Consider the following 26,502-nt stretch of genomic DNA (forward strand, 5'->3'; position numbering starts at 1 on the left):
CCCTTACTTAGGCAGCCGCTTTGGTGTAGCTGCATCCATTCCCCATGGAGTCATCATGACAGCCGGCCCGTCAGGGGTCTCCCCCAGCCGGATCATCCCCAGATGAAGCATCATTCTCAGCACACGCTGCTCCAGAATCGATGCGGCATCATCATAGTAGAAGGGCTTGATCAGCCAGCTTATTCCTTCCGTTAAGGAAGAGATGCTTACCCACCCTCCTGCGCTCTTACTAATCCAGTATACGATTGATGGAAGATTTGGAATAGCACCTTTATAGAGTTTTAACCAAAAGAGGAATATCTGCATCAGTCTTTCGGTTTTTCCTTCAGCGAGCAGTGTCTCTCCGGCAGCTGTCAGCTTCAGGCGGAAGCCTTCTTCGGAAATAAAACGGCGGTGTCTGGCATAATCATACAAAAGGGCCATTCTGGGCGGATAATGCTCACATGCTCTGCCGTAACCGAATCTCCACCCGCCTTTTCCAAGCAATGGCTCCGGGATTTGGAGCGCATTCATCAGTCCCTGCTGATAGCGTTTATAGAGAGCGCCCTCCTGGTTCAGCTCAGGTTCATTCTCCTTCACGTAACGCAGAAACAGCAGCAGATCACCCTCCAGCAAATTACCCTCACCCCGGTACACCGGCGGCTCACTGGCACAAAACACTTTTTCGCGGATATAACTGCCCATCGTCTCAAGGAACCGGCGTTTCAAATCTTCCGGAACCCGGTACAGGTACTTGCTTTGCTGTGATGCACCGCTAAACAGCCAGCCTCCGTTTTTGAACCTGCTGACCATTTCACGGGATCCGCCGTTTTTACCCTCAGGAATATCGAAGGTAGCCTGCTTTGCTGCGGCCAGCAGATCCTCCAGACTAAAGTGGCTGCGTTCGTCAAAAAGCAGTGTGTTCAGAAACCGCAATTCCTCCGGCTTACAGCTCCGGATATGGGAATCCATGAAATCCCGGCTTCCAAGCAGGATGAGAAGACTCTGGATCAAATCATGTTTTGAGTTTCGTTTACAATCGCACTGGTAGCGTCCCGCTATCGCGGTAAGCTGGCCAATGTCTGCATATGTGAGCATATCCGCCAGATTCATCATTCATCGCCTCACTGTTTTACTACCATTATGGGAAATACAGCCCTTTTTATTCCTTTTTTCTCAAAAAAAAATAACCCGAAAACTCGGGTTACCGCTGATTCTGCAAAATATGGCGTGTACAATTATACAAAAGCGCGTTCCATTCCTGCTCGCTTTTCTCAATAATGGTCAGGGACAGATTGCCAAGACGTTCTGTGTACTTGTCTTTGTATAGCGCTACATAGAGCTGGGCCAGGAATCCTCCATGGGAAATGACCAGGATGTTACTGTCCGGATAACGGGCGGTAATGTCCTCCACAAACGCAAGACCGCGCAGCTGCAGCTGGGCATCGGTCTCCTGCCCGAGCTCAAGCAGATTCCACTCCTTGCCCCACTTAGCCTCGCGCTCCAGCGCCGTCATGCCCTCAACCTGTCCGTAAGCACGCTCCCGGATCCGCGCATCCGGCTCAATCAGCGGGATACCCAGCTTCCCGGCAATAATCTTCCCTGTCTCTTCTGCGCGGGACAATCCGCTGGTAATACAGAAATCCCACTGGTAGGGTTCACTCAGCAGCCGCTCACCCAGCATTTCAGCCTGCCTCCGGCCTTCATCATTAAGCGGAATATCACTTTGTCCCTGAATTCTACCTGCTGCGTTCCAATCCGTCAGTCCATGGCGTATCAAGCCGATCAGCATCGCCTATCACCCTTCCATCCAGTATGTTTGCTTTATAATGTATCATGAATGCAAACAAATGTCTTCTTTTTGAAGTATTATCAGCGTTTCTAAAAAGATTTCAAGGACAAGACCAACAAAAAAAGTCCCTTTTACCAGAGGTAAAGGGACCTTGTCATTGTCTGCGGTAACGGTTAAGCCGGGTTAGTAAAAAGATGGACAACGCCACACCCAGCATAGATAATACCATCCAGTATTGCGGATGCGTCGGCCCAATGTTCACCACCAGCGGCTCAATGATGCCGCCTCCGGATTCTGTAGCGGGATAGGAAGAAGTCCACTCCAGTGTTAGTCCCGCTACACCTGACTCAATAATACCGCTCTGTGCCGAGCTCGTATTGGCAGGCGTCTTGAACAGGGTAAAGTATAAAAAGCTTGATAAAAATACGGCCAGAAAGCAGGCGATCCACAGGCTCAGCCGGCGGCGGAACATGGTCGTGCTGCCGGCGGATTTCCCGTCCCCGGGCATCAGCCAAGGACTCTCCAGATAAATCCGCTCCATAACCTTCTGATTAACAGCTTCAGCACGTTCCGCACTGATTTCCATCCTCAGGTCCTGCATAAGCTCGTTGCTCTCCTGCCATATAGCCCATTCAGCAGCACAATAAGAACAACCGGCGATATGCCTTTCCAGCTCAATCCGCTTAGGATCAGTGGGGGGAGCGTCCCACAACAGCGGAATGAAATCCTGCGCTTCCCTGCAGTTCATAGGCCTTACACCCTCTCAGCCTGCTCTTCCACTTCAGGCTCATAAAAATAGGATTCGAGTTGGAGCTTCACACTGCTCCTTGCACGAAACAACAGTGATTTCACGGAGCTGACACTCTGATCCAAAATGACGGCAATTTCCTGATAGTCCATCTGATCGTATTCACGCAAAATCAGCGCCGAGCGCTGCTTCTCCGGGAGATTATTAATCGCTTCGCGGACCAGATTCATCCGTTCCTTGCGCAGTGCAGCCTGTTCGGGCGCTACCTCCGCCGGTGCCACAGGCGTATATCCACTCTCCTCAAGCGAGACATTCCCCGCACGGTTCTTGCGCAGCTCACTGAGCACGGTATTGCGGGCAATCGTATACAGCCATGTAGAAAACGATGCGTCCACTTCGCGGAAGGAATGGAGGCTGCGGAATGCTTTATAAAATGTCTCCGAGCAGAGATCCTCTGCGATTAGCTCCATATGCGAATTTTTGAGCATATGATACACAAAAGCCAGTATCTTTCGTTGGTATCTTCGCATCAGTTCCGAATATAGCTCTGTGTTTCCTTGCTTGATTAACTGGATCAACTGGGAATCCGTCATGGTGAGTTCGGCCCTCCTCGCCCTTGCACGTTTAGCCCCGTCCGGTCCGTAATTGTATATACCGGCCTGGGATGAAAAAGTTGCGGTGAATCCTCTAAATTTGCAATACCATAAAACGTGCAGTCAGGTTCATATAAACAACGCAATACTTCTATGTATATTCAGCGTTCCGGCAAATAAGATATGCTGTATGTAAATACAGAAATAAAAACGCATATTCATAAATTTCCAAATGAAATCTATAAACATACTTAACCAAGTATAGCATACATTCTATCAGGATGAAATTAGTAGAGATATGTAGATCCATTCTTTACCATAACGCTGAAAAAGTCGAAAGCCGGAAAAGCCCTGCCGCTTTAAAATAGTTTTAAGAAAGTGTTGACAAAATGTAAACGGATACATATAATAAAAGTACAGTATGGTTTCTCTCCACTCCTATCCAAACACTGTACGATTCCAATACCCATTGTGAATTGTAGCCGCTTACTTTGTAAGCGGTTCTTTTTTTTGTTAAAAATCTTTTTCCAGCTCTCCCCCTTGCCTTCTCTTGGTCATATAATTAAAAAGAGCGCATACCGGCTTGGACCGGCATGCGCTCTTTTTTTACGACGACAGCTATGCTGTCCTCTATACGTATACTGTGTAATCGTTATGCTGCAGAAGCACCTTGGCCCGCTCCATGTCGCTCTCCTGGCGGAACGACAGGCGCATGATCCCCGGCACATCCTCCCGGCTCTCAATAATCTGCACGTTGCTGAGGTTGATGCCCTGATCCCCGAGCTCGGTGGCGATCCGGCCGATAATCCCCGGATGATCGGGAACATCGATATGCAGATCGAACAGCGGGGCAATCATACCCTTACGCCGTTCCGGCAGCTGGCTGCGGAAGCCGCCCGCTTCATGGAAGGCTTCCTCTATGCCGGCCCCGTCTGAGCGCTCCAGCATCTGAATGAAGGAGGAGACCTCCTCGTTCCAGTCCTTAAGCAGCCGCAGCATCACCGAACGGTTATTCAGCAGGATATCGCGCCAGATAATCGGATCACTGGAGGCAATCCGGGTTATATCGCGGAATCCCCCGGCAGCCAGCGTGCTGTATAGCGAATCCTCAGAATCATAAGCATGTACCTGATTCACAAGAGCAACAGCGATAATATGCGGCAGATGGCTGATAGCCCCGACAATTTCATCATGACGTTCCGGATCGAGCCGGACGATCTGAGCTCTCGTATGTATTAACAGGGATTTCAGCGCCTCATAGGCTTCGTCCGGCACGCCCGGCGGCGGGGTCAGCACATAGTAGGCATTCTCAAACAGCAGGGATGAAGCTGCTTCCACACCGGACCGTTCCGAGCCGGCCATCGGATGGCCGCCAATGAAATGAACACCGGGAATATCCAGGGATACCGCACAGGCCGCGATGCTGGCTTTGGTGCTGCCTACATCTGTAATGATACAGCCCGGCTTGAGCGGAAGCCTGCTCAGCTGCTGCAAATACTCTTCCAGCATACCGACCGGTACGCACAGGAAGATATAATCGGCGTCAAGCGCCGCTTCCTCAACAGAAAGCGTAGCCTGATCCACTACGCCCCGGCTGACATATTTAACTGCAGATTCAGGACGGTGGGCATGGCCGACGACGGTCAGGCCCTCCTTGCCTTTGAAGCAAAGGGCCAGTGAGCCTCCGATCAGACCGACACCGAAGATTGCTATTTTTGTCGTCATATCTAAGCACTACCTGCCTTCTATTGTTTCGTCTAAGAATGTATGCTGTTACGCCCGCACTTCCTGCTCGGACAGCGTCTGCTCCAGGGCAGTAATAAATGCCTTGTTCTGCTCGGCAGATCCGACAGTCACACGGATATAATTCGGGTACAGGCGGTGGCCGGCCCGGACAATAATACCGAGACGCAGCAGCGCATCAAATACCTCTACTGCCGGTTTACGTACATCCACCATGATGAAATTGCCGTTCGCCGGGAAGGAGCGGAGACCCAGACGCCGGAATTCACCCTGCAGCTGTACAATCCCCTCACTGTTAAGACGGCGGCATTCAGCCACATAATCCTGATCAGCCAGCGCGGCCAAGGCTCCGGCCTGAGCCAGACGGGATGTGTTGAACGGCTCGCGCACCTTGTTGATCAGATTGATAATCTGCGGGCTGGCCACACCATATCCGATGCGCAGGGCTGCGAGGCCGTAAATCTTGGAGAAGGTCCGCAGCACAACCAGATTAGGATATTGCTCCAGCAGCTTGATACCATCCGAGTAGGACGCATCTGTCACATATTCAAAATAGGCTTCATCCAGCACTACCATTACTCCGGCAGGTACTGCATCCAGGAACTTAACCAGTGCATCGTGCGGGACGATCGTTCCGGTCGGGTTGTTCGGATTGCAGATCCAGATGACCTTGGTCTTGTCTGTAACACGGGCAAGCATGCCGTCAAGGTCGTGAGTTCCGTCTGCCAGCGGGACTTCAATGGTCACAGCCCCTTCAATATCCGCATTGCTCTTATATACGGAGAAGGTCTGATCAGCCATGATTGTCTCGTCACCCGGCAGGAAAAAGGCACGGCAGATCAGCGCAATAATTTCGTCCGAACCGCAGCCGAAAATAATATTCTCGCTCTGCACGCCGAGATGTCCGGCCAGTGCGGCTGTCAAATCAGCAGCTGAGCCGTCGGGATACAGAAACAGATTATCGAGGTCTGCGATTATGGCTGCTTTGGCACTCGGCGAAGCCCCGTAAGGATTTTCATTGGATGCAAGCTTGATTACCTCTTCCAGGCCAAGCTCTTTTTTTACCTCATCAATGGGTTTTCCCGGTTTGTAGACAGGAAGGTTAACGATATTTGGTTTCGGATTCATCTGTAGTCCTCACTCTCCGTGAATAGTTAAGGCCTGTATCAGATCAGGCTGACTGTTATGCTTTTAATTGTGCCACAAATTCACGAATTTGCAACAGCCCGTCACTGCGGGTGGCAGGGTTATCCAGCAGCGGGATGACCTCTTCCACCTTGCGGACGATTGCACTGCCTACTACAACACCGTCGCAAATCTGTGCAAAGCGGGCTACCTGCTCGCCGGTGGATATTCCGAAGCCTACAGCTACCGGCAGATCTGTTGCACGGCGTACTGAGGCAATAAACTCATCAACACCGCTATGAAATGAGGACCGTTCCCCCGTCACACCAAGCGAGGAGACGCAATAAACAAAACCGCTCGCGCCGGATACGATCCGTTCAATCCGCTCACTGGAGGTTGGCGCAACCAGCGGAATGAGATTCACGCCTGCTTCACGGCTGCGCCGCCGCATGTCCTCTGACTCCTCTACAGGGAGATCAGGAATGATCAGTCCGCTGATCTCATGTGTATCCAGCTCGGCAAAAAAGGTATCGAGGCCCATCTGCAGCACCGGATTGTAATAGGTGAACAGGATGAAGGGCAGTTTGCTGCCATTCTGCCGGGCTCTCAGTGCAGTCTCCATACAGGTGCGGAGGTGAACCTTGCCGCGCAGCGCTCTGGATGAAGCCCGTTGGATCACCGGACCGTCGGCCAGCGGATCGGAATAGGGAACGCCAAGCTCCAGGACATCCGCTCCGGCTGCCTCAAGCTCAGCGATAATATCAAGCGTGGTTTCAAGATCAGGATCACCTACGGTCAAAAAAGGGATCAGGGCCGTTTTGCCTTCCGCCTTAAGCTTCCGGAAAGCCACATCCATCCGGTTTGTCGTTTCTGTGGTCATTACAAATCCGCCCCTTCCGTATAAGCCATAATGGACTCCACGTCTTTGTCCCCGCGTCCGGAAAGGCAGATTACCACGATGTCATCCTGTCTGAGGCCGGGAGCTATCTTCGCAACGTGAGCGATGGCATGCGCCGATTCCAGTGCCGGGATGATGCCTTCCGTTACACACAGCAGCTTAAGCGCGTCGAGCGCTTCCTTATCGGTAACAGGGACATACTCAGCCCGTTCGATATCCTTGAGATAAGAATGCTCCGGACCAACTCCCGGATAATCCAGACCTGCCGAAATGGAATGGGCTTCGGTAACCTGACCGTATTCATCCTGCAGCAGATAACTCATCGAGCCCTGGAACACCCCGTGGGAGCCTTTGCTCATGGTTGCCGCATGGAACGGAGTATCGACACCCTTGCCGGCAGCTTCCACCCCGATCATGCCTACACGCTCATCTTCCATGAACGGGTAGAACATGCCGATGGCATTGCTGCCGCCGCCGACAGCGGCCACCAGCAGATCCGGCAGACGGCCTTCGGCCTCCAGGATCTGACGCCGCGTTTCATCGCCGATAACACGCTGGAAATTACGGACCATCATCGGGTAAGGGTGAGGGCCGACTGCCGAGCCCAGAATATAGAAGGTATCCTCAACATTGCTGACCCAGTAACGCAGCGCTTCATTACCCGCATCCTTAAGGGTACGTGAACCGGAAGTCACAGGGATAACCTCAGCGCCAAGCAGCTTCATGCGGAACACATTAAGCGCCTGGCGGCGGGTATCCTCTTCGCCCATGAACACTTTGCATTCCATACCCAGTAGTGCCGCCACCGTTGCGGTAGCTACCCCATGCTGGCCGGCGCCTGTTTCGGCGATAACCTTGGTTTTGCCCATCTTTTTGGCCAGAATCCCCTGCCCGATTGCATTATTAATTTTATGGGCTCCGGTATGGTTGAGATCCTCACGTTTAAGATAGATCTTAGCCCCGCCGAGTTCCTTAGTGAGCCGCTCAGCATAGTACAGGGGAGTTTCACGTCCGGAATACTGTTTCAACAAATACTCTATTTCTTCCTGAAAAGCCGGGTCTGCCGAAAATTTGGCATAAGACTCCTCCAGCTCAATCAGTGCATTCATCAAGGTTTCAGGAACGAAGCGGCCTCCGAAAGAACCAAAACGGCCGAATTTGTCCGGTACTTGTATCATGATTGCTTCACCCTTTCCATGAAAGAAGTCATTTTGGCAATATCTTTTATTCCGCTGCTCTCCACACCGCTGGAAACATCCACTCCGTCAGGACTGTAGCTCTTCAGGAGTTCACCCACATTATCCGGATGAAGCCCGCCGGCGACAAATAAAGGCAGGCCGTGCCTGGCGGCAGCCTGCTGGAAGAAGGGAATCCGGTCCCAGTCAAAGGTACGGCCGGAGCCGCCGCTTGCCTGCGGATCATACGTGTCCAGCAGCAGTCCGTCAACAGTGTCCGCATAGCTGTCCACAATGCTTCCGCTCTCAGTGCCTGCCGCTTGTCCGCTGCCGGTCACAGTAATCGCTTTCCACACCTTCGCCTGAGGAAAAGCCTGCTTGACCTTTCTGCAGTACTCCGGACTCTCCTGACCGTGCAGCTGGATGACATCCAGCGGGACAACGGCCAGGAGCTCCTGCAGCTCCTGCAGCTCAGGATTGACAAATACTCCGGCCGCTCCGGGAGGCTTGCCATTCTCCCAGCCGGACAGCTCGGCAGCCAGCAGAGCTGCCTGTTCAGCTGTGACTCTGCGGCGGCTGGGCGCAAATACAAAGCCAATGTAATCGAGCGGTAATGACTTCATAGATTTTAGCACTTCAACGTCCTGAAGTCCACAGATTTTTACCAGCGCTTCAGCCATGCAGGGCACGATCCTTTCCTGCAGTAACCGGTCCGAGCAGCCCGTATACGGCTTTTTCCACATTATCCTGCCGCATCAGGTATTCCCCGACGAGCACGCCGATAGCACCGCTTGTGCTTAAATAATCAATATCAGCAGGACCGGCAATTCCGCTCTCGCTGATTACAGGCACACCGGCCGGCACCAGAGCCGCCAGCTCTGCCGTTGTCTCCAGACGTGTCTCAAACGTGCGCAGATTACGGTTATTAATGCCCAGCAGCACGTGCGGCTTTTCTATTTTACCGGTGCTTATCACCCTTTCGAGTTCACTCTGGTCATGGATCTCAATCAGCACATCCAGACCGAGGGAAGCTGCCAAATCTGTGAAGAAAGCCAGCTGCTCTGCTGTCAGAATCGCCGCAATCAGCAGTATGGCATCCGCACCCAGTATCCGCGCTTCGTAAATCTGGCGCTCATCAATGATAAAATCCTTGCGCAGCAGCGGAAGGCTCACCGCTTCTCTCACCTGCTGGAGGAATGTATTGCTGCCCTGGAAATAGTCCTGATCCGTCAGCACCGACAGACAGTCGGCTCCGCCAGCTTCATATCCCCGGGCAATAGAGACCGGATCAAAGTCCTCACGAATCAGACCCTTGGATGGTGAAGCCTTTTTCACCTCGGCAATCAGCCCCATCTCCCGGTTGCGGCGCTTCACCAGCGCCTCCCGGAACCCCTTCGTAGCCGGTAGACCGGCTATAACCTCCTCAGCCGCTGTTATAGAGAACACCTTGCCCAGAGCTTCAACCTCTTTCACTTTGGTAGCGACAATTTTATCAAGATACATAGTCAAGCTCCTTTGTCATGGCTTTCAGCTGCTCCAGCTTGAGCAGCGCTTTGCCGGAATCGATCATCTGGCGCGCCTGCGCCACACCTTCACTCAGGCTATCCGCCAGCCCGGCAACATAGATGCAGGCTCCCGAATTGGCCAGAACAATATCACGGTACGGGGTAAGCTCTCCCTGCAGCACAGCTGTAATGATGGCCGCATTCTCGGCTGCATCACCGCCGAGCACAGCCTCCAGCGGATGACGGCTGAGGCCGAGGGCTTCCGGCGTAATTTCATACGTGGTTACTATCCCGTTCTTTAACTCCGATACCTGTGTAGGTGCCGATATGCTGATTTCATCAAGGCCGTCCAGACTGCTTACGATCATCGCCCGCTTGGAGCCCAGCTCCTTCAGCACATTAGCTACAATCTCCGTCTTATTCCGGTCATAGATGCCCATCAGCTGCCGGTCAGCGCCCGCCGGGTTGGTCAGCGGACCCAGCATATTGAATACGGTCCGCACGCCAAGCTCACGGCGCGGAGCTGCGGCATACTTCATGGACGGATGATAAATCTGCGCGAACAGGAAGCAGATTCCGATAGTGTCCAGGCACTGGCGGGCCTGCTCTGCATTCAGATGAATGTTCACACCCAGCGCTTCCAGCACATCCGCACTGCCTGCTCTGCCGGAGGCGGAGCGGTTGCCGTGCTTCGCGACGCGTACAGAAGCCGCTGAGGAGATAATGGCAGAAGCCGTGGAAATGTTAAACTTGTGAATGCCTGATCCGCCGGTACCGCAGGTATCCAGCAGCCGGGTGCGCTCTGTAAGCACCGGCGTTCCAAATCCGCGCATCGCCTCGGCAAAGCCGGTAATCTCTTCAACGGTCTCGCCCTTAATCCGCAGTGCGGTCAGCAAGGCGCCGATCTGCGCCGCCGAGGCGGTTCCGTTCATAATAGTTCCCATTATTTCACGGGCCTGCGCCCGGCTGAGGTCGTTTCCTTCGATCAATCCCGCAATTCCTGATTGTATTAACTGGCTTGCTTCCATAGTTTTAGTCCTCCTAAAAGTTTTATGGAGCATTCTCTGCTCGGCTCTTCTTCGTAATAAAACTAGCTTCGAAAGCATCAGCTTAGTTTTATGGAGCATTCTCTGCTCGGCTCTTCTTCGTAATAAAACTAGCTTCGAAAGCATCAGCATAATTTTATGGAGCATTCTCTGCTCGGCTCTTCTATTTGCACTGACTCTCTCACTTACGGGGTATATTCGTACATGTAATCCTGATTGATTACCTGGGGCTCTCTGATCTCTGCCGGGAACATGGCCTCTGCCATCCGGATTGCTTTTAACATTGCCTTCGCTTTGTTCAGGGTCTCTTCATATTCCTTCTCCGGCACCGAATCCCAGACAATACCCGCTCCGGCCTGCACATAGGCCCGGCCTTTACGGAAGATGATGGTGCGGATCGTGATGCAGGAATCCATATTTCCGGAGAAGCCGAGGTAGCCGATCGCTCCGGCGTATGCACCTCTGGCTTCCCGCTCCAGCTCCGAGATGATCTCCATCGCCCGCAGCTTCGGCGCACCCGAGACGGTTCCGGCCGGCAGGCAGGACAGGAAAGCATCAAAGAAATCTTTATTGTCGTCCAGTGTTCCGGACACGTTGGATACCATGTGCATCACATGGGAGTATTTCTCTATCTCCATAAAGGAGTCGCATTTCACTGTGCCGAACTTCGATACCCGGCCCAGATCATTGCGGCCCAGGTCAACCAGCATCAGATGCTCCGCCCGTTCCTTTTCATCCTCCAGCAGCTCCTGGGCCAGCGCCCGGTCCTCCGCTTCATCTGCTCCCCTCGGCCTGGTTCCCGCGATTGGCCGGGTTGCCACCCGGCCGCCGTCCACCTTCACCAGCGCCTCCGGGGAAGTGCCGACGATAATCTCTTCATCCATCTTGAGATAATACATATATGGCGAAGGGTTCAGCGTACGCAGCATCCGGTACACATGCAGCGGGGATACCTCTGTCTCGATATGCAGCCGCTGCGAAAGCACTACCTGAAAAATATCACCCGCCCGGATATACTCTTTGGCCTGTTCCACATTGGCAATGTATTGCTCTTTGGTCAGGTTGGAATGAATCTGCCCCAGTCCGATATCTTCCGGGATACTGCGGCGGTTGACGTTTTCTTTGGGACCTTCCTTTTGCAGTTCTTCCGCGAAATCTTCCAGCTTGCGGTTCAGGACTTCATAGGCAGCGCGGATATCGGAGTCCGTGTCGCCGTCCTTGATATGCAGGTTGCCTATCAGCAGGATCTGCTGCTTCACATGATCGAATACAATGATGCGGTCGCAGAACATAAACCGGATATCATCCGTTCCCAGATCATCAACCGCGTGCGGGGACAGCTTCTCGTAATATTGCAGCAGGTCGTATCCAAAGAATCCGATCGCCCCGCCGGTAAAAGGAGGCATCCCGTCCAGCTTGGGGCTGCGGTAGGAGCGGAGCAGCGCTTTTAGCTCCTCAATCGGTTTGCCGGTGAGCCGTCTCTGCTCCTCTCCCACTTTTACATGGATGACGTTCTTTTTTCCCGAAATGGTCAGAAACGGGTTACTGCCGATAAAAGAATACCGGGCCCATTGGATGCCGCCCTCTACACTTTCCAGCAGGAATGCATGCGATTCTTCGGCAAACCGCTGAAACAGCCGGATCGGTGTCTCCATATCAGCCAGCAGTCTTTTTACAACAGGAATCAGGTTATACTCCCGCGACAGCTTTACCGCTTCTTCAATGCCAGGGTTCGTCATTTGGGATACCTCCTTGGAATGGTTAAATATATAATCCGAAATACAAAAAAACCTCTACCGGAGTAGAGGTTGTGTAGGCAAGTATAAGAAAAAGCGCACTGGATCAGGCCTATTCTCCGCAATAAACATAATTGTCCACTTAAGGATAGACGGGTAGCGCAAACACTACCGGAATATAATCCATACAGACATATGCAAATAAACGGAATGCCTCAGATGTAACATCCTGCACTCATCTCAGCTATACTCAACTAGGCTCAAACTAAACTCTACTTCTCTCGGCTAACTACACTATACATGATGACGGTGTTCATTGACAACCCGCAGCAGCAAATTAATTACTTACTCTGTGAGAGATCAGGACGAAGCTTCTTCGCTTCATTGAGATAGACGTGGCGGATATCCCGCTGCGACTTGTCCGTATTGACCTGTACCATCAGGCGTATACACTTCGGCAGCCCGCCTTTGACAGGAATCTCCACGGAACACATGAGCGGTACCAGCTCCCAGCCTTCAATTTCACGGATTGCCCGTGCAGGGAATGTCGCATCCAGATCACCGGTCACAGTAATCCATACGCTGCAAATATCCTCGGCAATCACATCGTTACGCTCCACGATTTCCCGCAGCAGCACTACGGTTTCACGCAAAATTTCATTTTCCTCATTATTGACAACGGTTGTTGCACCGCGGATCCCCCGGTTTACCATGGGCTCCCCTCCTTCTTAAGCTGTGCGATAACTTCACGCACATCACTCTGCTGTATATCATTAATGATGCTCACAGCACCAATTGAATCCGGTATGATAAAGGTCATTTTACCTTCTTTGAACTTCTTGTCATGCATCATCGCTTCCATCAGCTCGTCTTCGCTGTACTCCGCCGGCAGTTTGACCGGCAGTGACAGCGCGGACAGCATGGATACGGTATCCTCATAAATACCGCGGTCCTTGCCCAGCTTGGCCGCCAGCAGCGCCGAACCGGCCATGCCGATGGAAATCGCTTCTCCATGCAGGAACACACCATAGCCGCCTACTGCTTCAATGGCATGGCCGATTGTATGCCCCAGGTTAAGAATAGCCCGAAGGCCGTTCTCGCGCTCGTCTGTACCGACCACCCTGGCCTTAATCGCACATCCGCGTTCCAGCGCATAGCCCAGTGCTTCCACATCCAGAGCCAGCAGCTCTGAAGCATGCTCGCGGCACCAGTATGCAAATTCCTGATCAAGAATAAGGCCATGCTTCACCACTTCAGCCAGCCCGGAAGACACCTCGCGGGGCGGAAGCGTACGCAGTGTATCAAGATCATACAGGACCATCGACGGCTGATAAAAGGCTCCGATCATGTTCTTGGCCAGCGGATGGTTAACGGCTACCTTGCCGCCTACGCTGCTATCATGAGCCAGGATAGTCGTCGGAATCTGGACGAATCCGATTCCCCGCATATAGGTAGCGGCAACATAACCAGCAAGATCGCCGACCACACCGCCGCCAAGCGCCAGAACCGCAGAGCTGCGGTCCAGCCCGGCCTGAATAGCCGTTGTAATGACTTGTTCGTATACTGCAAGCGACTTGGATGCCTCCCCGGACGGAATAACATGGCTAACCACGGTATATCCCTGTCCGCGCAGCGAGGCCTCGACCACGCCCAGATAACGCGGGGCTACCTCGCTGTCACTGACCACCAGCAGCGGGCTGCGCAGCGGATAACCCGCATCCTGACAGCGCGAACCGATTGTCTTCAGCAGTCCGCTGCCGATCAGGATCGGATAGGAGCGCTCGCCCAAATCCACCGTAATGCTGCGCATCTCAGTAGCTCTCCAGCTGAGCCAGATAATTGTTGTAATTGGCTCTAATCTCCTCAAGCGAATCCCCGCCGAACTTATCGAGGAATGCCTTGGCAAGCTCCCAGGCTACAACACTCTCCAGCACGACACAAGCTGCTGGAACTGCACAGGCATCGGAACGCTCCACCTGAGCCGTGAACGGCTCCTTCGTGTCAATGTCCACGCTCTGCAGCGGCTTGTACAGTGTCGGGATCGGTTTCATGACGCCGCGCACGACAACCGGCATTCCGTTGGTCATGCCGCCTTCAAAGCCGCCCAGCCGGTTGCTGGCCCGGTAGTATCCGCGGGACGGATCGTACATGATCTCATCATGCACCTGCGAGCCGCGCAGAACGCCTGCTTCAAAGCCGATGCCGATTTCCACGCCCTTGAACGCGTTAATTGACATAACCGCTCCGGCAATTGCCGCGTCCAGCTTGCGGTCATACTGCACATAGCTGCCGAGGCCGATAGGCAATCCCTCAACGACGCATTCCACAATCCCGCCGATGGAGTCGCCTTCCTCCTTGATCTTGTCTATGTATGCTTCCATCTTCTGCTCGGTCTCTTTATCTACGACTCTTACAGAAGATTCTTCCGTCTTGGCAATCAGCTCATCGATCGGCAGATCATTCGCCGGCGCTTCAATCTCGCCGATCCGGATAACCTGTCCGGCAATTTTCACACCGAATTCAGCCAGCAACTGTCGGGCTACAGCCCCTACAGCTACTCTTGCAGCTGTCTCACGGGCACTGGAGCGCTCCAGCACATTGCGCAGATCGGTATGGTTATACTTAAGTCCGCCGTTAAGGTCCGCATGTCCCGGACGCGGGCGGTTCACACGCCGTTTCTCCTCATCACTGCCGGGAATCGGTTCGATGTTCATAATATTTTTCCAGTGTGTCCAGTCCTTGTTCTCGACTATAAGGGCGACCGGGGCACCTGTTGTATACCCGTGGCGTACTCCGCCGGCGATTTGTGCGGTATCCTTCTCGATCTGCATGCGGCGTCCGCGGCCGTAGCCCTTCTGTCTGCGGTGCAGCTGAAAATTAAGCTCTTCGAAATTAAGTGTCAAATTGCTGGGCAATCCCTCGATAATAGCTGTAAGCTGGGGGCCGTGCGTTTCCCCTGCTGTTAAGTAGCGTAAACTCATGACGCGTTCCCCTTTCGCACTTTTAAACTGTAAACCGCTAAAATATTAAAACTCTTGACTCATTATAGTATAGCCTACACGCTTTGACAAGAAAGGATAGGCTCCTGAAGGCCGGAACCTTCCCATTACAAGAACAGCGCCGCCCTACTCTTTCGAGCTCAGGGCGGCGCTGCGGCACACTACGGTTCAGAGCTTCCAATCAGCTTCCGATCCTCTGCTGCGCCTCAGGTATGCTCTGCCTGCCTTCCTCCTGCCTGAGCAGGCTCTGCAGCTGCAGCTCTTCGACGCCAAGAATTTGTCCGCACTCGCGGACGGTCAGAAACCCGCGTCTGTACGCGGCAATGACCTTGCTTTTGTCCATGTGGATTAACGACCTTTCGCTTAGCATACGTATCTACTTTTCAGTATCACTGAAAAGAGGATAAAGTATACCCGGCTCCTGGAAGAACGCCGGCTGGACGGGACCCGGCATTATTTTTTGCGGTAGAAGAAGGTCTCTGTCGATTCAAATCCGAATTGTGCCGGAGTAAAAATCTGCTCCGTACTGCCCACAAACAAATATCCGCCGGGGCGCAGACTGGCTGAAAATTTGTGATACAGCTTGTTCTTCGCTTCCTCTGTGAAGTAAATCATCACATTACGGCAGATAATCAGGTCAAAGCCGTCATCAAATTTGTCGAGCAGCAGATTCTGCTTGCGGAATTCAATGCTTTTCTTGAGGCCTTCATCGACTTTAAATACCGGACCTTCCGGCTTAAAATAGCGGGCGGCGACATCCTTCGGCACATCCTTCAAGGAACGCTCCAGATAGAGGCCCTGCTTGGCCTTGGATAGCGCCCCGTCATCAATATCGGTGGCGAGGATACCCGTCTGGGTCAGCAGATTTTTGTCCGACAGAATCATAGCCAGTGTATACGGCTCCTCCCCTGTAGAACAGGCGGCACTCCACAGCTTCATCCGGCGGCCGGAACGCTGAAGCTCGGGCAGAATGACATCCCGCAGCACCTCCCAGCGGTTCGGATTGCGCCAGAATTCAGAGACGTTAATTGTCATCCGGTCCAGAAATTCATAGAATAGAGCCTTGTCCTTCATCATTGCGGCAAAAAAATCAGTAAAGGTATGATATCCGTTCTTCATCCGCAGCGTTGTGAGACGGCGCTTCATCTGTGCTTCCTTGTATTGGGCAAGGTCAATTCCGGTGCTTTGCTTCACGTTATGAATAAAGCCGGCATAATCCGGGTCTTGCACGGTTGTTGTTTCTTCACGGTCAGCCATTATTTATCCCTGCCTCCTGCCCGGATTTACATCCAGACTGCGATGTCTTTATTGTAGTCGGTCAATTCATCAGGAGCAAAGAAGTTGGCTATTTCCCGTGCTGCACTTTCCGGGGAGTCCGAACCATGAATCAGGTTAAGCGGAGTGTGGCTGGCAAAATCACCACGGATCGTTCCCGGGAGCGCTTCGCCCACTTTGGTTTTGCCGATCAGCAGACGGGACAGGGCGATTACATCATCGCCTTCCCAGACCATGGCGAACACTGGACCGGAAGTTATAAAGCCAACAAGCTCAGGGAAAAAGTCCTTGCCTTCATGCTCTGCATAATGCTTCTTGGCCTGTTCTTCCGTAACCTTAATCAGCTTGGCAGCAACCAGTTTAAATCCCTTATCTTCCAGACGGGTTACAATACGTCCGATTAATCCGCGCTGTACACCATCAGGTTTGATCATCAGATACGTCTTTTCCATAAGGCCACTCTCCAATTTCGCTTTTTATTTTCTGATATTATCAGAAAGCATGCCATCTGTGAACGCTTAATATTCGCCTGCCTGGCAATTAGTAAGCACGTCCGGTCACAAAATAGGCAATATCGCGCAGATTGCGTCTGGTCTTGTTGCTTGGAAGCTGCTCCAGCGCGGCCAGCGCCTTGTCGATATAGCGGGACGCCAGCTCCTCTGCCCGGGTAATCCCGTCACCGGACAGAATCAGATCGATAGCCCGGCCGACTCCGGCCTGCTCATTACGGATCAGTGCAAGCTCGTCCAGCAGCGGTGAACGCAGCCGGCTGTCTTCCAGACTGTAAATGACCGGCAGCGTAATATTTCCCTGCCGCATATCACTGCCCGGAGGCTTGCCGATTTGCTTCTCTGTTCCGGACAGATCCAGCAGATCATCCCGGATCTGAAAGGCCATTCCGACGTTATATCCATAGTTGTAGAGCAGCCGGGCCGTTTCCGGCTCTGCGTCTGCAGCCAGCGCACCGAGTTCACAGCTGATGGCGATCAGCAGCGCTGTTTTGCGGCGGATCCTGCGCAGATAATGGCGTACGCTCTGCCCGCTGTTAAAGAAGTCGCGGATCTGCTCCATTTCACCGATCGACATCTCCACCATTGCCTTGGACAAAATGTGATGGATCCGCGGATTCGGGAGCTCCGAGGCAATTACCAGCGCTTTGGCATAAATATAGTCACCGGTGTACATGGCGATCTTGTCGCCCCATTTGGCCTTGACGGTTGGCTCGCCGCGGCGCAGCTCGGCATCGTCGATTACATCATCGTGAACCAGCGAAGCACTGTGTATAAGCTCCAGCGGAATGGCCACTCGCTTCAGCTTCTCCAGATCATACTTCCCGAACTTGCCGCCCATCAGCACAAACACCGGACGCAGCCGCTTGCCGCCTGCTTTCAGCAGATGGAGCGAGGTCTCCTCCAGCAGCTCATCATCACCCTGGACACTGCGGTACAGCTCTTTCTCAATATGATCCATGTCCTTACTCAGCATTCCGAAAATTTGCATTCGCTTCATTCTTTCACCCGTGTCAGCAGATTACGGCTCCATAGCTCCATCTTCACTTCCTGCGGCAGCAGGCCCATTTCATAGGCATAGCGGAAATAGAGGTTCAGACCTTCCTGCTGCCTTTCCCCAAAGTCATAACATAAATTACTGAAATAGCCGCCCCAGTATCCGGCAGTGCCGCCGACCCGCGAGCAGGCCTCCTGGATAATCGGCGCAGGATTGCGCACACCGCGCTGTTTGCTCTCCACAAAGGCTGCGGCAATCTCGGCAATAGCCTCCGGATTGTTACTCGCCGCTTCACGGTTAACTGCCCAGACGGCGAAGGTCATGCTGTGTCCCGTCCAGTCTTTCCAAACCTGCCCGAGGTCAGTAACCAGATAACCCTGATCCTGCCAGGCTGCCTTGATGGCATGGTCACCAATCAGGAGACAGGCATCCGCCTGGTCCATCATACTGTCCAGCTCAGGTTCAGCAGTAATGTATTCCGGTTTGCCGCCAATGGCCTTTTCCATCAGAATCTTCAGCAGATTTACCGAGGTGGCCGAGGTATTCGTGACGGCAATCCGGCCGTTGCCTATTTGCCCCGCCGGAACTCTTGAGAAGAGCAGGATGGACTTGACCGGCCCGTCTGCACTAACTGACAGATCCGGCAGCAGCAGCAGCCGGTCGCTTGCCTCCGCATACGCAAAGGAGGATAAGGCACCGACATGGATAGTTCCCCTGGACATCCCCTGATTAAGAATGGCAGGTACTTCACTCACCATCTCTGCCGGATGCTTAAGCGCAGAGGGGTTAAAATTGTGAAATACCGGCCATGAGTTGGTGTAGCTGATTTTACCGATTACCGTATGCTGCCGGCCCTTCATTCTTCTTCCCCCCATCTGCGGAATAGGCTGTGTTCAATGCCAAAGCTGTCGAGTACCTTGCCGACCATGAAGTCGACCAGATCATCCATGCTGCGCGGGCCGAAATAAAAGGCCGGCATCGCCGGAATCAGCTTCACGCCAAGCCGGGACAGCTTCAGCATGTTCTCCAGATGAATGGCATGCAGCGGGGTTTCGCGCGGCACCAGCACCAGAGGGCGCCCTTCCTTCAGCATGACATCAGCAGCCCGGGTCATCAGATTGTCCGAGCTCCCATGTGCTACAGCAGACAGGGTCCCCATTGAGCAAGGCATAATGATCATTCCCTCCGTACGGAAGGAGCCGCTGGCTATGGAAGCCCCGATATCTGCAACCGGGTGGTAAAGCAGAGAACCGGGATGCCCCTTGAACTGTTCGTTCAAAAAGCCTTCCCGGTCTGAGACGCCAAAACCCAGCTCTTCCTTGAATACCCGCCAGCCTGCATTGCTGACTACAAGATGAACGGTGTATCCCAGCGACAGCAGGGTTTCTGTCAGACGGATTCCATAAATTCCGCCGCTTGCACCGGTAATGCCAACTACGAAGTGTTTAGGTTTCGGTCCGGTCATCTGAACTGCACCACCAGGTCAATCAGAGTGAACGAAAAGACAACAATGCTGAGCACACCGTTCATTGTGAAGAACGCTGTCTGCAGACGGCTCAGGTCGCTAGGTGACACAATATGATGCTCATAGAACAAGATGATATAAGCGATGATCATGCCGGCCACATACCACCAGCTCAAGTCCGCCATAAAGAGCAGCGAAATGAATCCGATTCCGGTTAGAAGGTGGAACGCCTTGGCAATCAACAGCGCACGGGCAACCCCGAAGCGTACCGGAATGGAATAAAGGCCCTCACGTTTATCAAACTCGACATCCTGGCAGGAGTAAATAATATCGAAGCCGGCGGTCCAGAACACAATCGTGAAGTAAAAGATCATCGCCGTCCAGTCCACATTGCCCGTAACCGCTACCCAGCCGCCCAGCGGGGCAAGTGCAATCGTCAGCCCGAGAATCAGATGACAGGCCCAGGTAAAGCGTTTGGTGAAGGAATAGAACACAAGCAGAAAAACAGCAACCGGCAAAAGCTTCGCCGACAGAGGATTCAGCTTGAAGGCAGCCCAGAATAATAAGAAGAAGGAAATGGCAATAAATACCGATACTTCTCCGACCTTGAGCAGGCCGGCGGGGATAGCTCTTCCGGCAGTCCGGGGATTCTTCGCATCACTGATCCGGTCGATCAGCCGGTTCAGCCCCATGGCCGCGCTTCTTGCTCCGAACATGGCCACAATAATCCAGCCGATCTGCGGCCATGACGGCAATTTGCCGAACATCACGACCGATCCTAAGAGTGCGCCCATAAAGGCGAAAGGCAATGCAAAAACAGTGTGTTCAAACTTGATCATTTGCAGAAAAACGCCGACTTTTTTAAACATTACAGTTCTCCTTGAACCCAATATGTAGTGCTGCGATACCTCCGGTCAAGGGGAAGGATTCCACTTTTGTCAGTCCGGTTTCACGGAAAATCTCTGCAAGCTGCTCTCTGTCCGGGAAGAGTGCCAGTGATTCGGGTAGCCATTTGTACTGCTCATACCGCTTGGCAAACAATTTGCCGAGGAGCGGAAGCACCTTTTGGAAATAAAAATAATAAATACCCTTGAACGGCTGCTTCATCGGCTTGGACAGCTCCAGACAGACAACCATTCCTCCAGGTTTCACCACACGCTTCATTTCGTTCAGCACTTGAACGAGATCAGGCACATTGCGAAGCCCGAAGCCGATTGTTGCATAGTCAAAAGAATTATCGCCGAACGGCAGATCCATCGCATTGCCCTGAATCAGCGAAATTCGGTCCTGCAGTCCCTGCGCCTCAACCTTGCCCCGGCCGACCTCCAGCATGCCGGCACTGAAATCCAGACCCACTACAGAGCCGGTGCGGCTTGCTTCAGCCAGTGCAATGCTCCAGTCACAGGTACCGCAGCACAAATCGACCGCCGAATCCCCGCGCTTCATCGCCATCTTGCGCATTGTGAATTTACGCCAGGCTTTGTGCCGGCGGAAGCTCAGAATATCATTCATCAGATCATATTTGCCGGCGATGCTTTCGAAAACAGAGTGCACAAACTGCTCTTTCGGTTTGGCGTTCGTATCTCCCAAATTCGTATCTCCCAAAGCGGAAGTTTTCTCTATAGTCATCCTTTACCCCTCCACGGCTGCTTGTCCGGAAATTTTCATCTGCAGGAGGAAGCGGTCCAGGGCAGTGCTGAGCCCACTGGCCAGATGCTCATCCTTAATACCCTGTAGTAGTCCTTGGATGGACTGAATCGACTGGTGCAGCTTGTCGGTCAGCAGGGTGTCGCATTTATATTTCATTTTGAGCTTTTTCCAGTCCTTCAGATCCAGCTCCTGTTCCTGGAGCAGCAGCGCCTCATCTTCAGAAGCATTCTCCAGTATCCTCCAGTAACTATAACCGTCCCGTGCAGCCGCCGGGTCATTGCCGCGCCGCAGCTCGGAGCATAAGGTTTCACAATGGCTGAACTCGGCCAGCAGCTTCTCCCACAGACCTGCAAAGCTCTCTTCAATGTGCGGTGTAAAAGAAAGGAACAGCCGCATATTGAGCTGTACCGAATGCCGCAGATATTGTTCTGAGGAGAGCAGCGACTCCTTCATCTTGCTGTACAGCCGGGCTTTCAGCACATTAAAATCGGCGATAGCTGAGCTCAGGGTCCCCACCATGGCGATCTGTCCGCTCTTGGACAGCAGGCGGTAGAACCAGCTGCTGAAATAATCGCCGGCCAGCACCTTCAGCTGCCGGGAACGCATGACGTCCCCTCCGGGATCATGACTCAGATGCTCAATGCTCTCATGCGTGTCAAGAGCAAGCTGCACCAGACCTGTAACGAGCGTATAGAGCTCCTTGTTACGGTCTTGGTCTGCACTTCCGTAACTCAGAAAAATATATAACAAATGACTGCGGCCATCAGAAAACGGCGGCAATTCCGTATGCCGCTGAATCATGTCGTAGTCGGTGTAGGGTTTAGCTAATTGCGGTATACGGTACGGTATCATTTCAGCCTCCGAAGCCATTCGACGTTATTACAAATATCTTTGTTCACAATCTTGTCTATTATATCACATGTTTTTTTGTCACGCACATGCACGTCCTAGTTTCTTTTACCCACATCAGGGATGAATGAACTGCTTGCGCCACAGCTCGCTTTCACTAATGCGGAAGCCTTCCTTCAGAACATCCGGCAGCGGCCGGTTACCCGTGTTCTGCAGCAGCTCCTGCAGCTGGAGCGACCACTCCGTACGGCGGATATCCCCGGCAAGCAGCAGCCGGCGGCTGTCCAGCCACTTATCCTCCGCAACAATCCGCAGCAGCAGCTGATTGACGTTGTCCGTCTCCTGAAAGGCAAAGGATACTGCCAGGGCCATGTTCCGGTACAACTCCTCCGGATCATGGTCATTACCGGTTACCTTGAGGTCAAGCGACAGGATCCCGGTTTTCCAGCCGGCGCTCCCGACAGTCAGGCTAAAGGGCAGGCTGCTGATCGTATCCACGATATTCTCATCTGCAAGCGTGATTCCGTCCGCACCAAGCGTCTCCACCGCATGCTGCGGCAAGACTGAATCAAGAGAAGCCGCCTGCGGCAGAAGTACAGCAGAAGCAGCAGTCACCAGCAATACGGTTCCAATCAGCCAGCTCCGGTTCATAGCCTGCCCCCTTATCCATCGTTTCCGCCAAGCCGTGACATTATACGAATATGCCGGCTTGCCTATATCTAGTTATATTTTGAAAAAAAGCAGGCTATGCCTGCTTTTCAGCTTTCACTTTCCAGTTGTCCGTGTTTGCTCCAGATTTCTGCCTTGCCGCGGATTTTCATTGCTGAGGTATGGTCGGTAAACTGGGCGATGAGCACCTCGCCTTTATCCAGCTTCTCCGTGTGGTGAAACCGTGTATCCAGTCCCCGGGTAAGACCGATGACCTGTACGCCGTTCTCCTTGGCTTTGATTACGATGTACTCGCTGCCTGCAGGTGCCGGAACCGCACCGGTGTTCTTCTCAGTCATGGCTGATCCTCCTAAAAGTTTTGTGAGCTTGGCTTCAAGAGCAGCTTCGTACAAAACTGGCTTTGGAAGCGTACGCTTGGTTGAGACTTCGGAAAAACAAATGCCGCCTTGAAGGGCGGCATCGTTATAACTCGGAAAGACTATAGGATCGATATGTAGAAATCTCTATTTGATTCCGTCTTTGAGTGCTTTACCTGGTTTGAAAGCAGGCACTTTGCTGGAAGGAATTTCGATTTCTTCACCAGTCTGCGGGTTGCGGCCTTTACGTGCGGAACGTTCGCGCACTTCAAAGTTTCCGAAGCCAACCAGCTGTACTTTGTCACCGCTCTGCAGGGCATTGGTAATTGCTTCGAAAACGGCATCTACCGCTTTAGTAGCATCCTTCTTGGGAAGTTCAGTTGCTTCTGTAACCACGTTGATCAAATCTGATTTATTCATGTCTTCTCACCTCCCTGGGTAAAATTCCGGTATCATACACTGTTTCCGTTTCAACGCAAAATATACGTGATAATCCCGTTAATTACTAGATACGGACGCCTCTCTTCCAGAAGCGCAACAAACTTATAGTAATACAGCCCACCCATAATTTCAAGGCGTTACTCAAAAAAGGAGCAGAAAGTATCATTTCAGTGGGCCTCTTTAAAAGAAATGATAGACTAATAATGTTAGATTCTTCTACGAGAGTACAAAAAAGAGAGCAGATGATTCCGCTCTCCTGATTGTGTGCTGTCTTGCTCTTCACTTGCCTTATAAAATGATGGCGATCAGTCCGCCAGAGCCCTCGTTAATAATCCGGCCCAGCGTCTCCTGCAGCTTATAGCGGGCATTGTCCGGCATCATAGCGATTTTGCCCTGAATGCCTTCACGGACAATGGAATGCAGCGAGCGGCCGAAAATGTCGGACTCCCAGATTTTGATCGGATCGTTCTCGAAGTCCTGCATCAGATAGCGCACCAGCTCTTCACTCTGCTTCTCTGTACCGATAATCGGCGAGAACTCCGATTCCACATCGACACGGATCATATGAATGGATGGCGCTGTCGCTTTCAGCCGGACCCCGAAGCGCGAGCCCTGGCGGATCAGCTCCGGCTCATCGAGGGCCATTTCAGCCAGCGACGGGGCGGCGATGCCGTATCCGGTTGTTTTGACCATCTCGAGCGCCTCCGAGAAGCGGTCATATTCACGTTTGGCATGCGAGAAATCCTGCATCAGCTGCAGCAGATGATCCTTGCCGCGGATTTCCACACCGACCACTTCCATCAGCACCTGATCATACAGCTCTTCCGGTGCGTAAAGGTCAATTTCCGCCACGCCCTGGCCCATATTCATGCCGCTGAGGCCGGCACGGTCAATGAAGTCGTATTCGGTAAACTGGGAGACCAGACGGTCTACATCCCGCAGGCGGCGGATGTCTTTTACCGTATCCCGGACAGAGTTCTCATAGGCGCTGCGCAGCCAGTGGTTCTCGCCCAGCACCATCACCCAGCTCGGCAGATTGACGTTGACTTCATGTACCGGGAACTCATAGAGCACTTCGCGCAGCACGCCGGTCACATCATCCTCCGACATATTGGCAGCGCTGAGTGTCATTACCGGAATATCATATTTGGCAGCCAGCTCACCCCGGAGCTGCTGGGTCTCCTCGCTGCGCGGACGGGTGGAGTTAATCACAAGCACAAACGGCTTGCCGACCTCCTTCAGCTCTGCAATTACACGCTCTTCTGAGTCAATGTACGAGTGCCGCGGAATTTCGGCGATGGTACCATCCGTAGTCACAACTACACCCAGTGTGGAATGCTCCTGGATGACTTTGCGGGTGCCAATCTCTGCCGCTTCCTGGAAGGGAATCGGTTCCTCAAACCAGGGGGTGGAAATCATGCGCGGGCCGTTTTCATCCTCGTAGCCCTTGGCGCCCTCAACAGCGTATCCTACACAGTCGACCAGTCTTACGTTTACTTCAAGGCCCTCCGCAACCTTGATCTGCACCGCGTTGTTCGGCACAAATTTCGGCTCGGTGGTCATGATTGTTTTGCCGGCTGCGCTCTGAGGCAGTTCATCCACAGCTCTTACCCGGTCTGCTTCGCTGGTAATGTTCGGCAGAACAATTGTCTCCATGAAGCGCTTAATAAATGTCGATTTTCCCGTGCGAACCGCGCCGACGACGCCAAGATAAATGTCTCCGCCGGTACGCTCGGCAATGTCCTTGAAAATATCCACTTTTTCCAAAAGAGATCCCCTCCTCATATTACTCCGAAGAAAAAATGCCTGAAGAGCATCGACTTCGCGTTCCGCCGGTAAACGGACCCTTGCAGGACATCCACCGGACTTTGGCATTGCCCGCCAGGGAGCCTAGCCTGCCTTAGCGGAACAATCTTGCCCCGCGCTAAACTCCGAATGCTCGGACATGCATTTGGACTAGTATCATCATATGTATCCGGAACGGATTTATGACCCGCAGCTGCGCATTTTATGCAGGAATTTCACATGTGTCAGCAAATGCGCACGGAAAGGGCGTCTCGATGCCCGGAAACCTTCTCATCCAGCATATGAATGGAAAATAGCAGATAGAACTTACCATAGCTCATCGATTGAAAGATAAAAAAGCCCCCGGTTAAGGGGGCTACGGGAACATAACTATAAATTGCCCTCAGGCTGTGGGACCGGCTCGCCGCCCATCCACAGATAAGGCAGGGATTTCACCGGCACATAATAGGATGCTGCCTCAAGCACCGTCCGCAGATCCTGGTCTGCCGCGGGAGTGCTTCCAGACTGTTCTACAGCGTACATAATATCAGCCGAATAATCAGCATAGATGTTGCCGTTGCCATCCATAATGAATTCCTGCGGCTGGCCGGAATAGACACTGCTGAGGGCAACGGCTGTTGTCCCCGCTGATTTGGCGTCAACCGTGTAGATCCCGGGATAACGTTCTTCCCCTGCCGGAAGACTGCCTCCGTGAGCAGATTTGTAACGGTTCACCTGACGCTGCACATCATTAACCTTCTGGACGGTGACCAGATCCATCAGTTTCACTGCAGGTGTAGTCTCCTCATCCAGAATCAGAAAATAAGCATTTCCGCCCTGCTCAAACGCTGCGGACGGAATCTCATCCAGGTAACCTTCTGAGCGCAGCTTCTCCAGATCAACTACGAACTTCTCATAACGCGGTGTATCTGCATCACTGTTAAGAATCGGCAGCAGTCCTTCTTTTCCCTGATACTCATCTACAGCAGCCTGCACGCGCCGGACGCTCTCACTGCTGCCGCCCCCAGGCCGCTGTTCTTCCCCCGGATACATGCAGCCTGCAAAGACAGACAGCAGCACCGGCGCTGCCAGGTGCAGGATGAAGGATACTACGCTGCGCTGCCGCAAATTATCGTTCACAAACATCGCCTCCCGTCCGCTCAATAG

29 protein-coding genes are annotated in these 26,502 nt (G+C 52.9%); all 29 read right to left on the bottom strand.

From position 1 onward, the window contains the following. Positions 1-3: 3 nt before the first annotated feature. Complete coding sequence (locus NST84_RS19380) at positions 4-951, bottom strand: hypothetical protein (RefSeq protein WP_342561800.1); 948 nt, start codon at positions 949-951, stop codon at positions 4-6. 232 nt (positions 952-1,183) lie between these two features. Continuing rightward, positions 1,184-1,771, bottom strand: a complete 588-nt coding sequence (locus NST84_RS19385) for a histidine phosphatase family protein (RefSeq protein WP_342561801.1) — start codon at positions 1,769-1,771, stop codon at positions 1,184-1,186. A gap of 154 nt (positions 1,772-1,925) precedes the next feature. Beyond that, entirely contained in the window at positions 1,926-2,519 is a 594-nt protein-coding gene (locus NST84_RS19390) for a zf-HC2 domain-containing protein (protein WP_342561802.1), read from the bottom strand. A gap of 5 nt (positions 2,520-2,524) precedes the next feature. Further along, the gene (locus NST84_RS19395) at positions 2,525-3,112 is read right to left on the bottom strand and encodes a sigma-70 family RNA polymerase sigma factor (RefSeq protein WP_090719818.1); all 588 of its coding nucleotides are present in this window, start codon (positions 3,110-3,112) and stop codon (positions 2,525-2,527) included. A gap of 630 nt (positions 3,113-3,742) precedes the next feature. Beyond that, positions 3,743-4,837 (bottom strand): prephenate dehydrogenase, encoded by a 1,095-nt coding sequence (locus NST84_RS19400; protein WP_342561803.1) that lies wholly within the window; start codon positions 4,835-4,837, stop codon positions 3,743-3,745. Positions 4,838-4,885: 48 nt separating this feature from the next. Next, the gene (gene hisC / locus NST84_RS19405; protein ID WP_342561804.1) at positions 4,886-5,983 is read right to left on the bottom strand and encodes a histidinol-phosphate transaminase; all 1,098 of its coding nucleotides are present in this window, start codon (positions 5,981-5,983) and stop codon (positions 4,886-4,888) included. 55 nt (positions 5,984-6,038) lie between these two features. Beyond that, positions 6,039-6,860: a tryptophan synthase subunit alpha gene (gene trpA, locus NST84_RS19410; RefSeq protein ID WP_342561805.1), complete on the bottom strand. Its 822-nt coding sequence runs from the start codon at positions 6,858-6,860 to the stop codon at positions 6,039-6,041. Further along, complete coding sequence (trpB, locus tag NST84_RS19415) at positions 6,860-8,056, bottom strand: tryptophan synthase subunit beta (protein ID WP_342561806.1); 1,197 nt, start codon at positions 8,054-8,056, stop codon at positions 6,860-6,862. The genes trpA and trpB overlap by 1 nt, the downstream gene beginning before the upstream one ends. Continuing rightward, positions 8,053-8,733 carry a phosphoribosylanthranilate isomerase gene (locus tag NST84_RS19420; protein ID WP_342561807.1) on the bottom strand — a complete coding sequence of 227 codons (681 nt, stop codon included), beginning with the start codon at positions 8,731-8,733 and terminating at the stop codon, positions 8,053-8,055. The genes trpB and NST84_RS19420 overlap by 4 nt, the downstream gene beginning before the upstream one ends. After that, complete coding sequence (gene trpC / locus NST84_RS19425; RefSeq protein WP_342561808.1) at positions 8,726-9,556, bottom strand: indole-3-glycerol phosphate synthase TrpC; 831 nt, start codon at positions 9,554-9,556, stop codon at positions 8,726-8,728. Before trpC ends, NST84_RS19420 begins: the two co-directional genes overlap by 8 nt. Continuing rightward, positions 9,546-10,586, bottom strand: coding sequence for an anthranilate phosphoribosyltransferase (trpD, locus tag NST84_RS19430; RefSeq protein ID WP_342561809.1), 1,041 nt, complete (start codon positions 10,584-10,586; stop codon positions 9,546-9,548). Before trpD ends, trpC begins: the two co-directional genes overlap by 11 nt. 203 nt (positions 10,587-10,789) lie before the next feature. Further along, the gene (gene trpE / locus NST84_RS19435) at positions 10,790-12,343 is read right to left on the bottom strand and encodes an anthranilate synthase component I (RefSeq protein WP_342561810.1); all 1,554 of its coding nucleotides are present in this window, start codon (positions 12,341-12,343) and stop codon (positions 10,790-10,792) included. A gap of 338 nt (positions 12,344-12,681) precedes the next feature. Continuing rightward, positions 12,682-13,053 carry a chorismate mutase gene (aroH, locus tag NST84_RS19440; protein ID WP_090719796.1) on the bottom strand — a complete coding sequence of 124 codons (372 nt, stop codon included), beginning with the start codon at positions 13,051-13,053 and terminating at the stop codon, positions 12,682-12,684. Beyond that, positions 13,047-14,150 (bottom strand): 3-dehydroquinate synthase, encoded by a 1,104-nt coding sequence (gene aroB / locus NST84_RS19445; protein ID WP_342561811.1) that lies wholly within the window; start codon positions 14,148-14,150, stop codon positions 13,047-13,049. Before aroB ends, aroH begins: the two co-directional genes overlap by 7 nt. 1 nt (position 14,151) lies before the next feature. Continuing rightward, positions 14,152-15,321, bottom strand: a complete 1,170-nt coding sequence (aroC, locus tag NST84_RS19450) for a chorismate synthase (protein ID WP_342561812.1) — start codon at positions 15,319-15,321, stop codon at positions 14,152-14,154. 199 nt (positions 15,322-15,520) lie between these two features. Further along, the gene (locus tag NST84_RS19455; RefSeq protein WP_342561813.1) at positions 15,521-15,682 is read right to left on the bottom strand and encodes a hypothetical protein; all 162 of its coding nucleotides are present in this window, start codon (positions 15,680-15,682) and stop codon (positions 15,521-15,523) included. Between the two features lie 110 nt (positions 15,683-15,792). After that, positions 15,793-16,596, bottom strand: a complete 804-nt coding sequence (locus NST84_RS19460; protein WP_342561814.1) for a protein-glutamate O-methyltransferase CheR — start codon at positions 16,594-16,596, stop codon at positions 15,793-15,795. A 26-nt stretch (positions 16,597-16,622) separates the two neighbouring features. Further along, positions 16,623-17,066 (bottom strand): nucleoside-diphosphate kinase, encoded by a 444-nt coding sequence (gene ndk, locus NST84_RS19465; RefSeq protein WP_342561815.1) that lies wholly within the window; start codon positions 17,064-17,066, stop codon positions 16,623-16,625. Between the two features lie 88 nt (positions 17,067-17,154). Then, positions 17,155-18,123: a polyprenyl synthetase family protein gene (locus NST84_RS19470; protein WP_342561816.1), complete on the bottom strand. Its 969-nt coding sequence runs from the start codon at positions 18,121-18,123 to the stop codon at positions 17,155-17,157. Beyond that, on the bottom strand, positions 18,120-18,980 hold the full coding sequence (locus NST84_RS19475) for a menaquinone biosynthesis protein (RefSeq protein WP_342561817.1): 861 nt from the start codon (positions 18,978-18,980) through the stop codon (positions 18,120-18,122). The genes NST84_RS19470 and NST84_RS19475 overlap by 4 nt, the downstream gene beginning before the upstream one ends. Beyond that, on the bottom strand, positions 18,977-19,585 hold the full coding sequence (locus NST84_RS19480) for a flavin prenyltransferase UbiX (RefSeq protein WP_342561818.1): 609 nt from the start codon (positions 19,583-19,585) through the stop codon (positions 18,977-18,979). The genes NST84_RS19475 and NST84_RS19480 overlap by 4 nt, the downstream gene beginning before the upstream one ends. Then, the gene (locus tag NST84_RS19485) at positions 19,582-20,454 is read right to left on the bottom strand and encodes a UbiA-like polyprenyltransferase (RefSeq protein WP_342561819.1); all 873 of its coding nucleotides are present in this window, start codon (positions 20,452-20,454) and stop codon (positions 19,582-19,584) included. The genes NST84_RS19480 and NST84_RS19485 overlap by 4 nt, the downstream gene beginning before the upstream one ends. Continuing rightward, positions 20,447-21,214: a demethylmenaquinone methyltransferase gene (locus tag NST84_RS19490; RefSeq protein WP_342561820.1), complete on the bottom strand. Its 768-nt coding sequence runs from the start codon at positions 21,212-21,214 to the stop codon at positions 20,447-20,449. The genes NST84_RS19485 and NST84_RS19490 overlap by 8 nt, the downstream gene beginning before the upstream one ends. 3 nt (positions 21,215-21,217) lie before the next feature. Further along, positions 21,218-22,087 (bottom strand): heptaprenyl diphosphate synthase component 1, encoded by an 870-nt coding sequence (locus NST84_RS19495; RefSeq protein ID WP_342561821.1) that lies wholly within the window; start codon positions 22,085-22,087, stop codon positions 21,218-21,220. A gap of 114 nt (positions 22,088-22,201) precedes the next feature. Beyond that, positions 22,202-22,735: a hypothetical protein gene (locus tag NST84_RS19500; protein WP_342561822.1), complete on the bottom strand. Its 534-nt coding sequence runs from the start codon at positions 22,733-22,735 to the stop codon at positions 22,202-22,204. A gap of 107 nt (positions 22,736-22,842) precedes the next feature. After that, a complete protein-coding gene (gene mtrB / locus NST84_RS19505) occupies positions 22,843-23,091 on the bottom strand; it encodes a trp RNA-binding attenuation protein MtrB (RefSeq protein WP_342561823.1) in 249 nt (82 codons plus the stop codon). Positions 23,092-23,256: 165 nt separating this feature from the next. Continuing rightward, complete coding sequence (locus NST84_RS19510) at positions 23,257-23,529, bottom strand: HU family DNA-binding protein (protein WP_042178229.1); 273 nt, start codon at positions 23,527-23,529, stop codon at positions 23,257-23,259. Between the two features lie 309 nt (positions 23,530-23,838). Continuing rightward, positions 23,839-25,317: a stage IV sporulation protein A gene (gene spoIVA / locus NST84_RS19515; protein WP_090719780.1), complete on the bottom strand. Its 1,479-nt coding sequence runs from the start codon at positions 25,315-25,317 to the stop codon at positions 23,839-23,841. Between the two features lie 408 nt (positions 25,318-25,725). Further along, positions 25,726-26,475 carry a hypothetical protein gene (locus tag NST84_RS19520; protein WP_342561824.1) on the bottom strand — a complete coding sequence of 250 codons (750 nt, stop codon included), beginning with the start codon at positions 26,473-26,475 and terminating at the stop codon, positions 25,726-25,728. Between the last annotated feature and the right edge of the window lie 27 nt (positions 26,476-26,502).

The sequence above is a fragment of the Paenibacillus sp. FSL R7-0345 genome (genome assembly GCF_038595055.1).
Lineage (GTDB): Bacteria > Bacillota > Bacilli > Paenibacillales > Paenibacillaceae > Paenibacillus_AQ.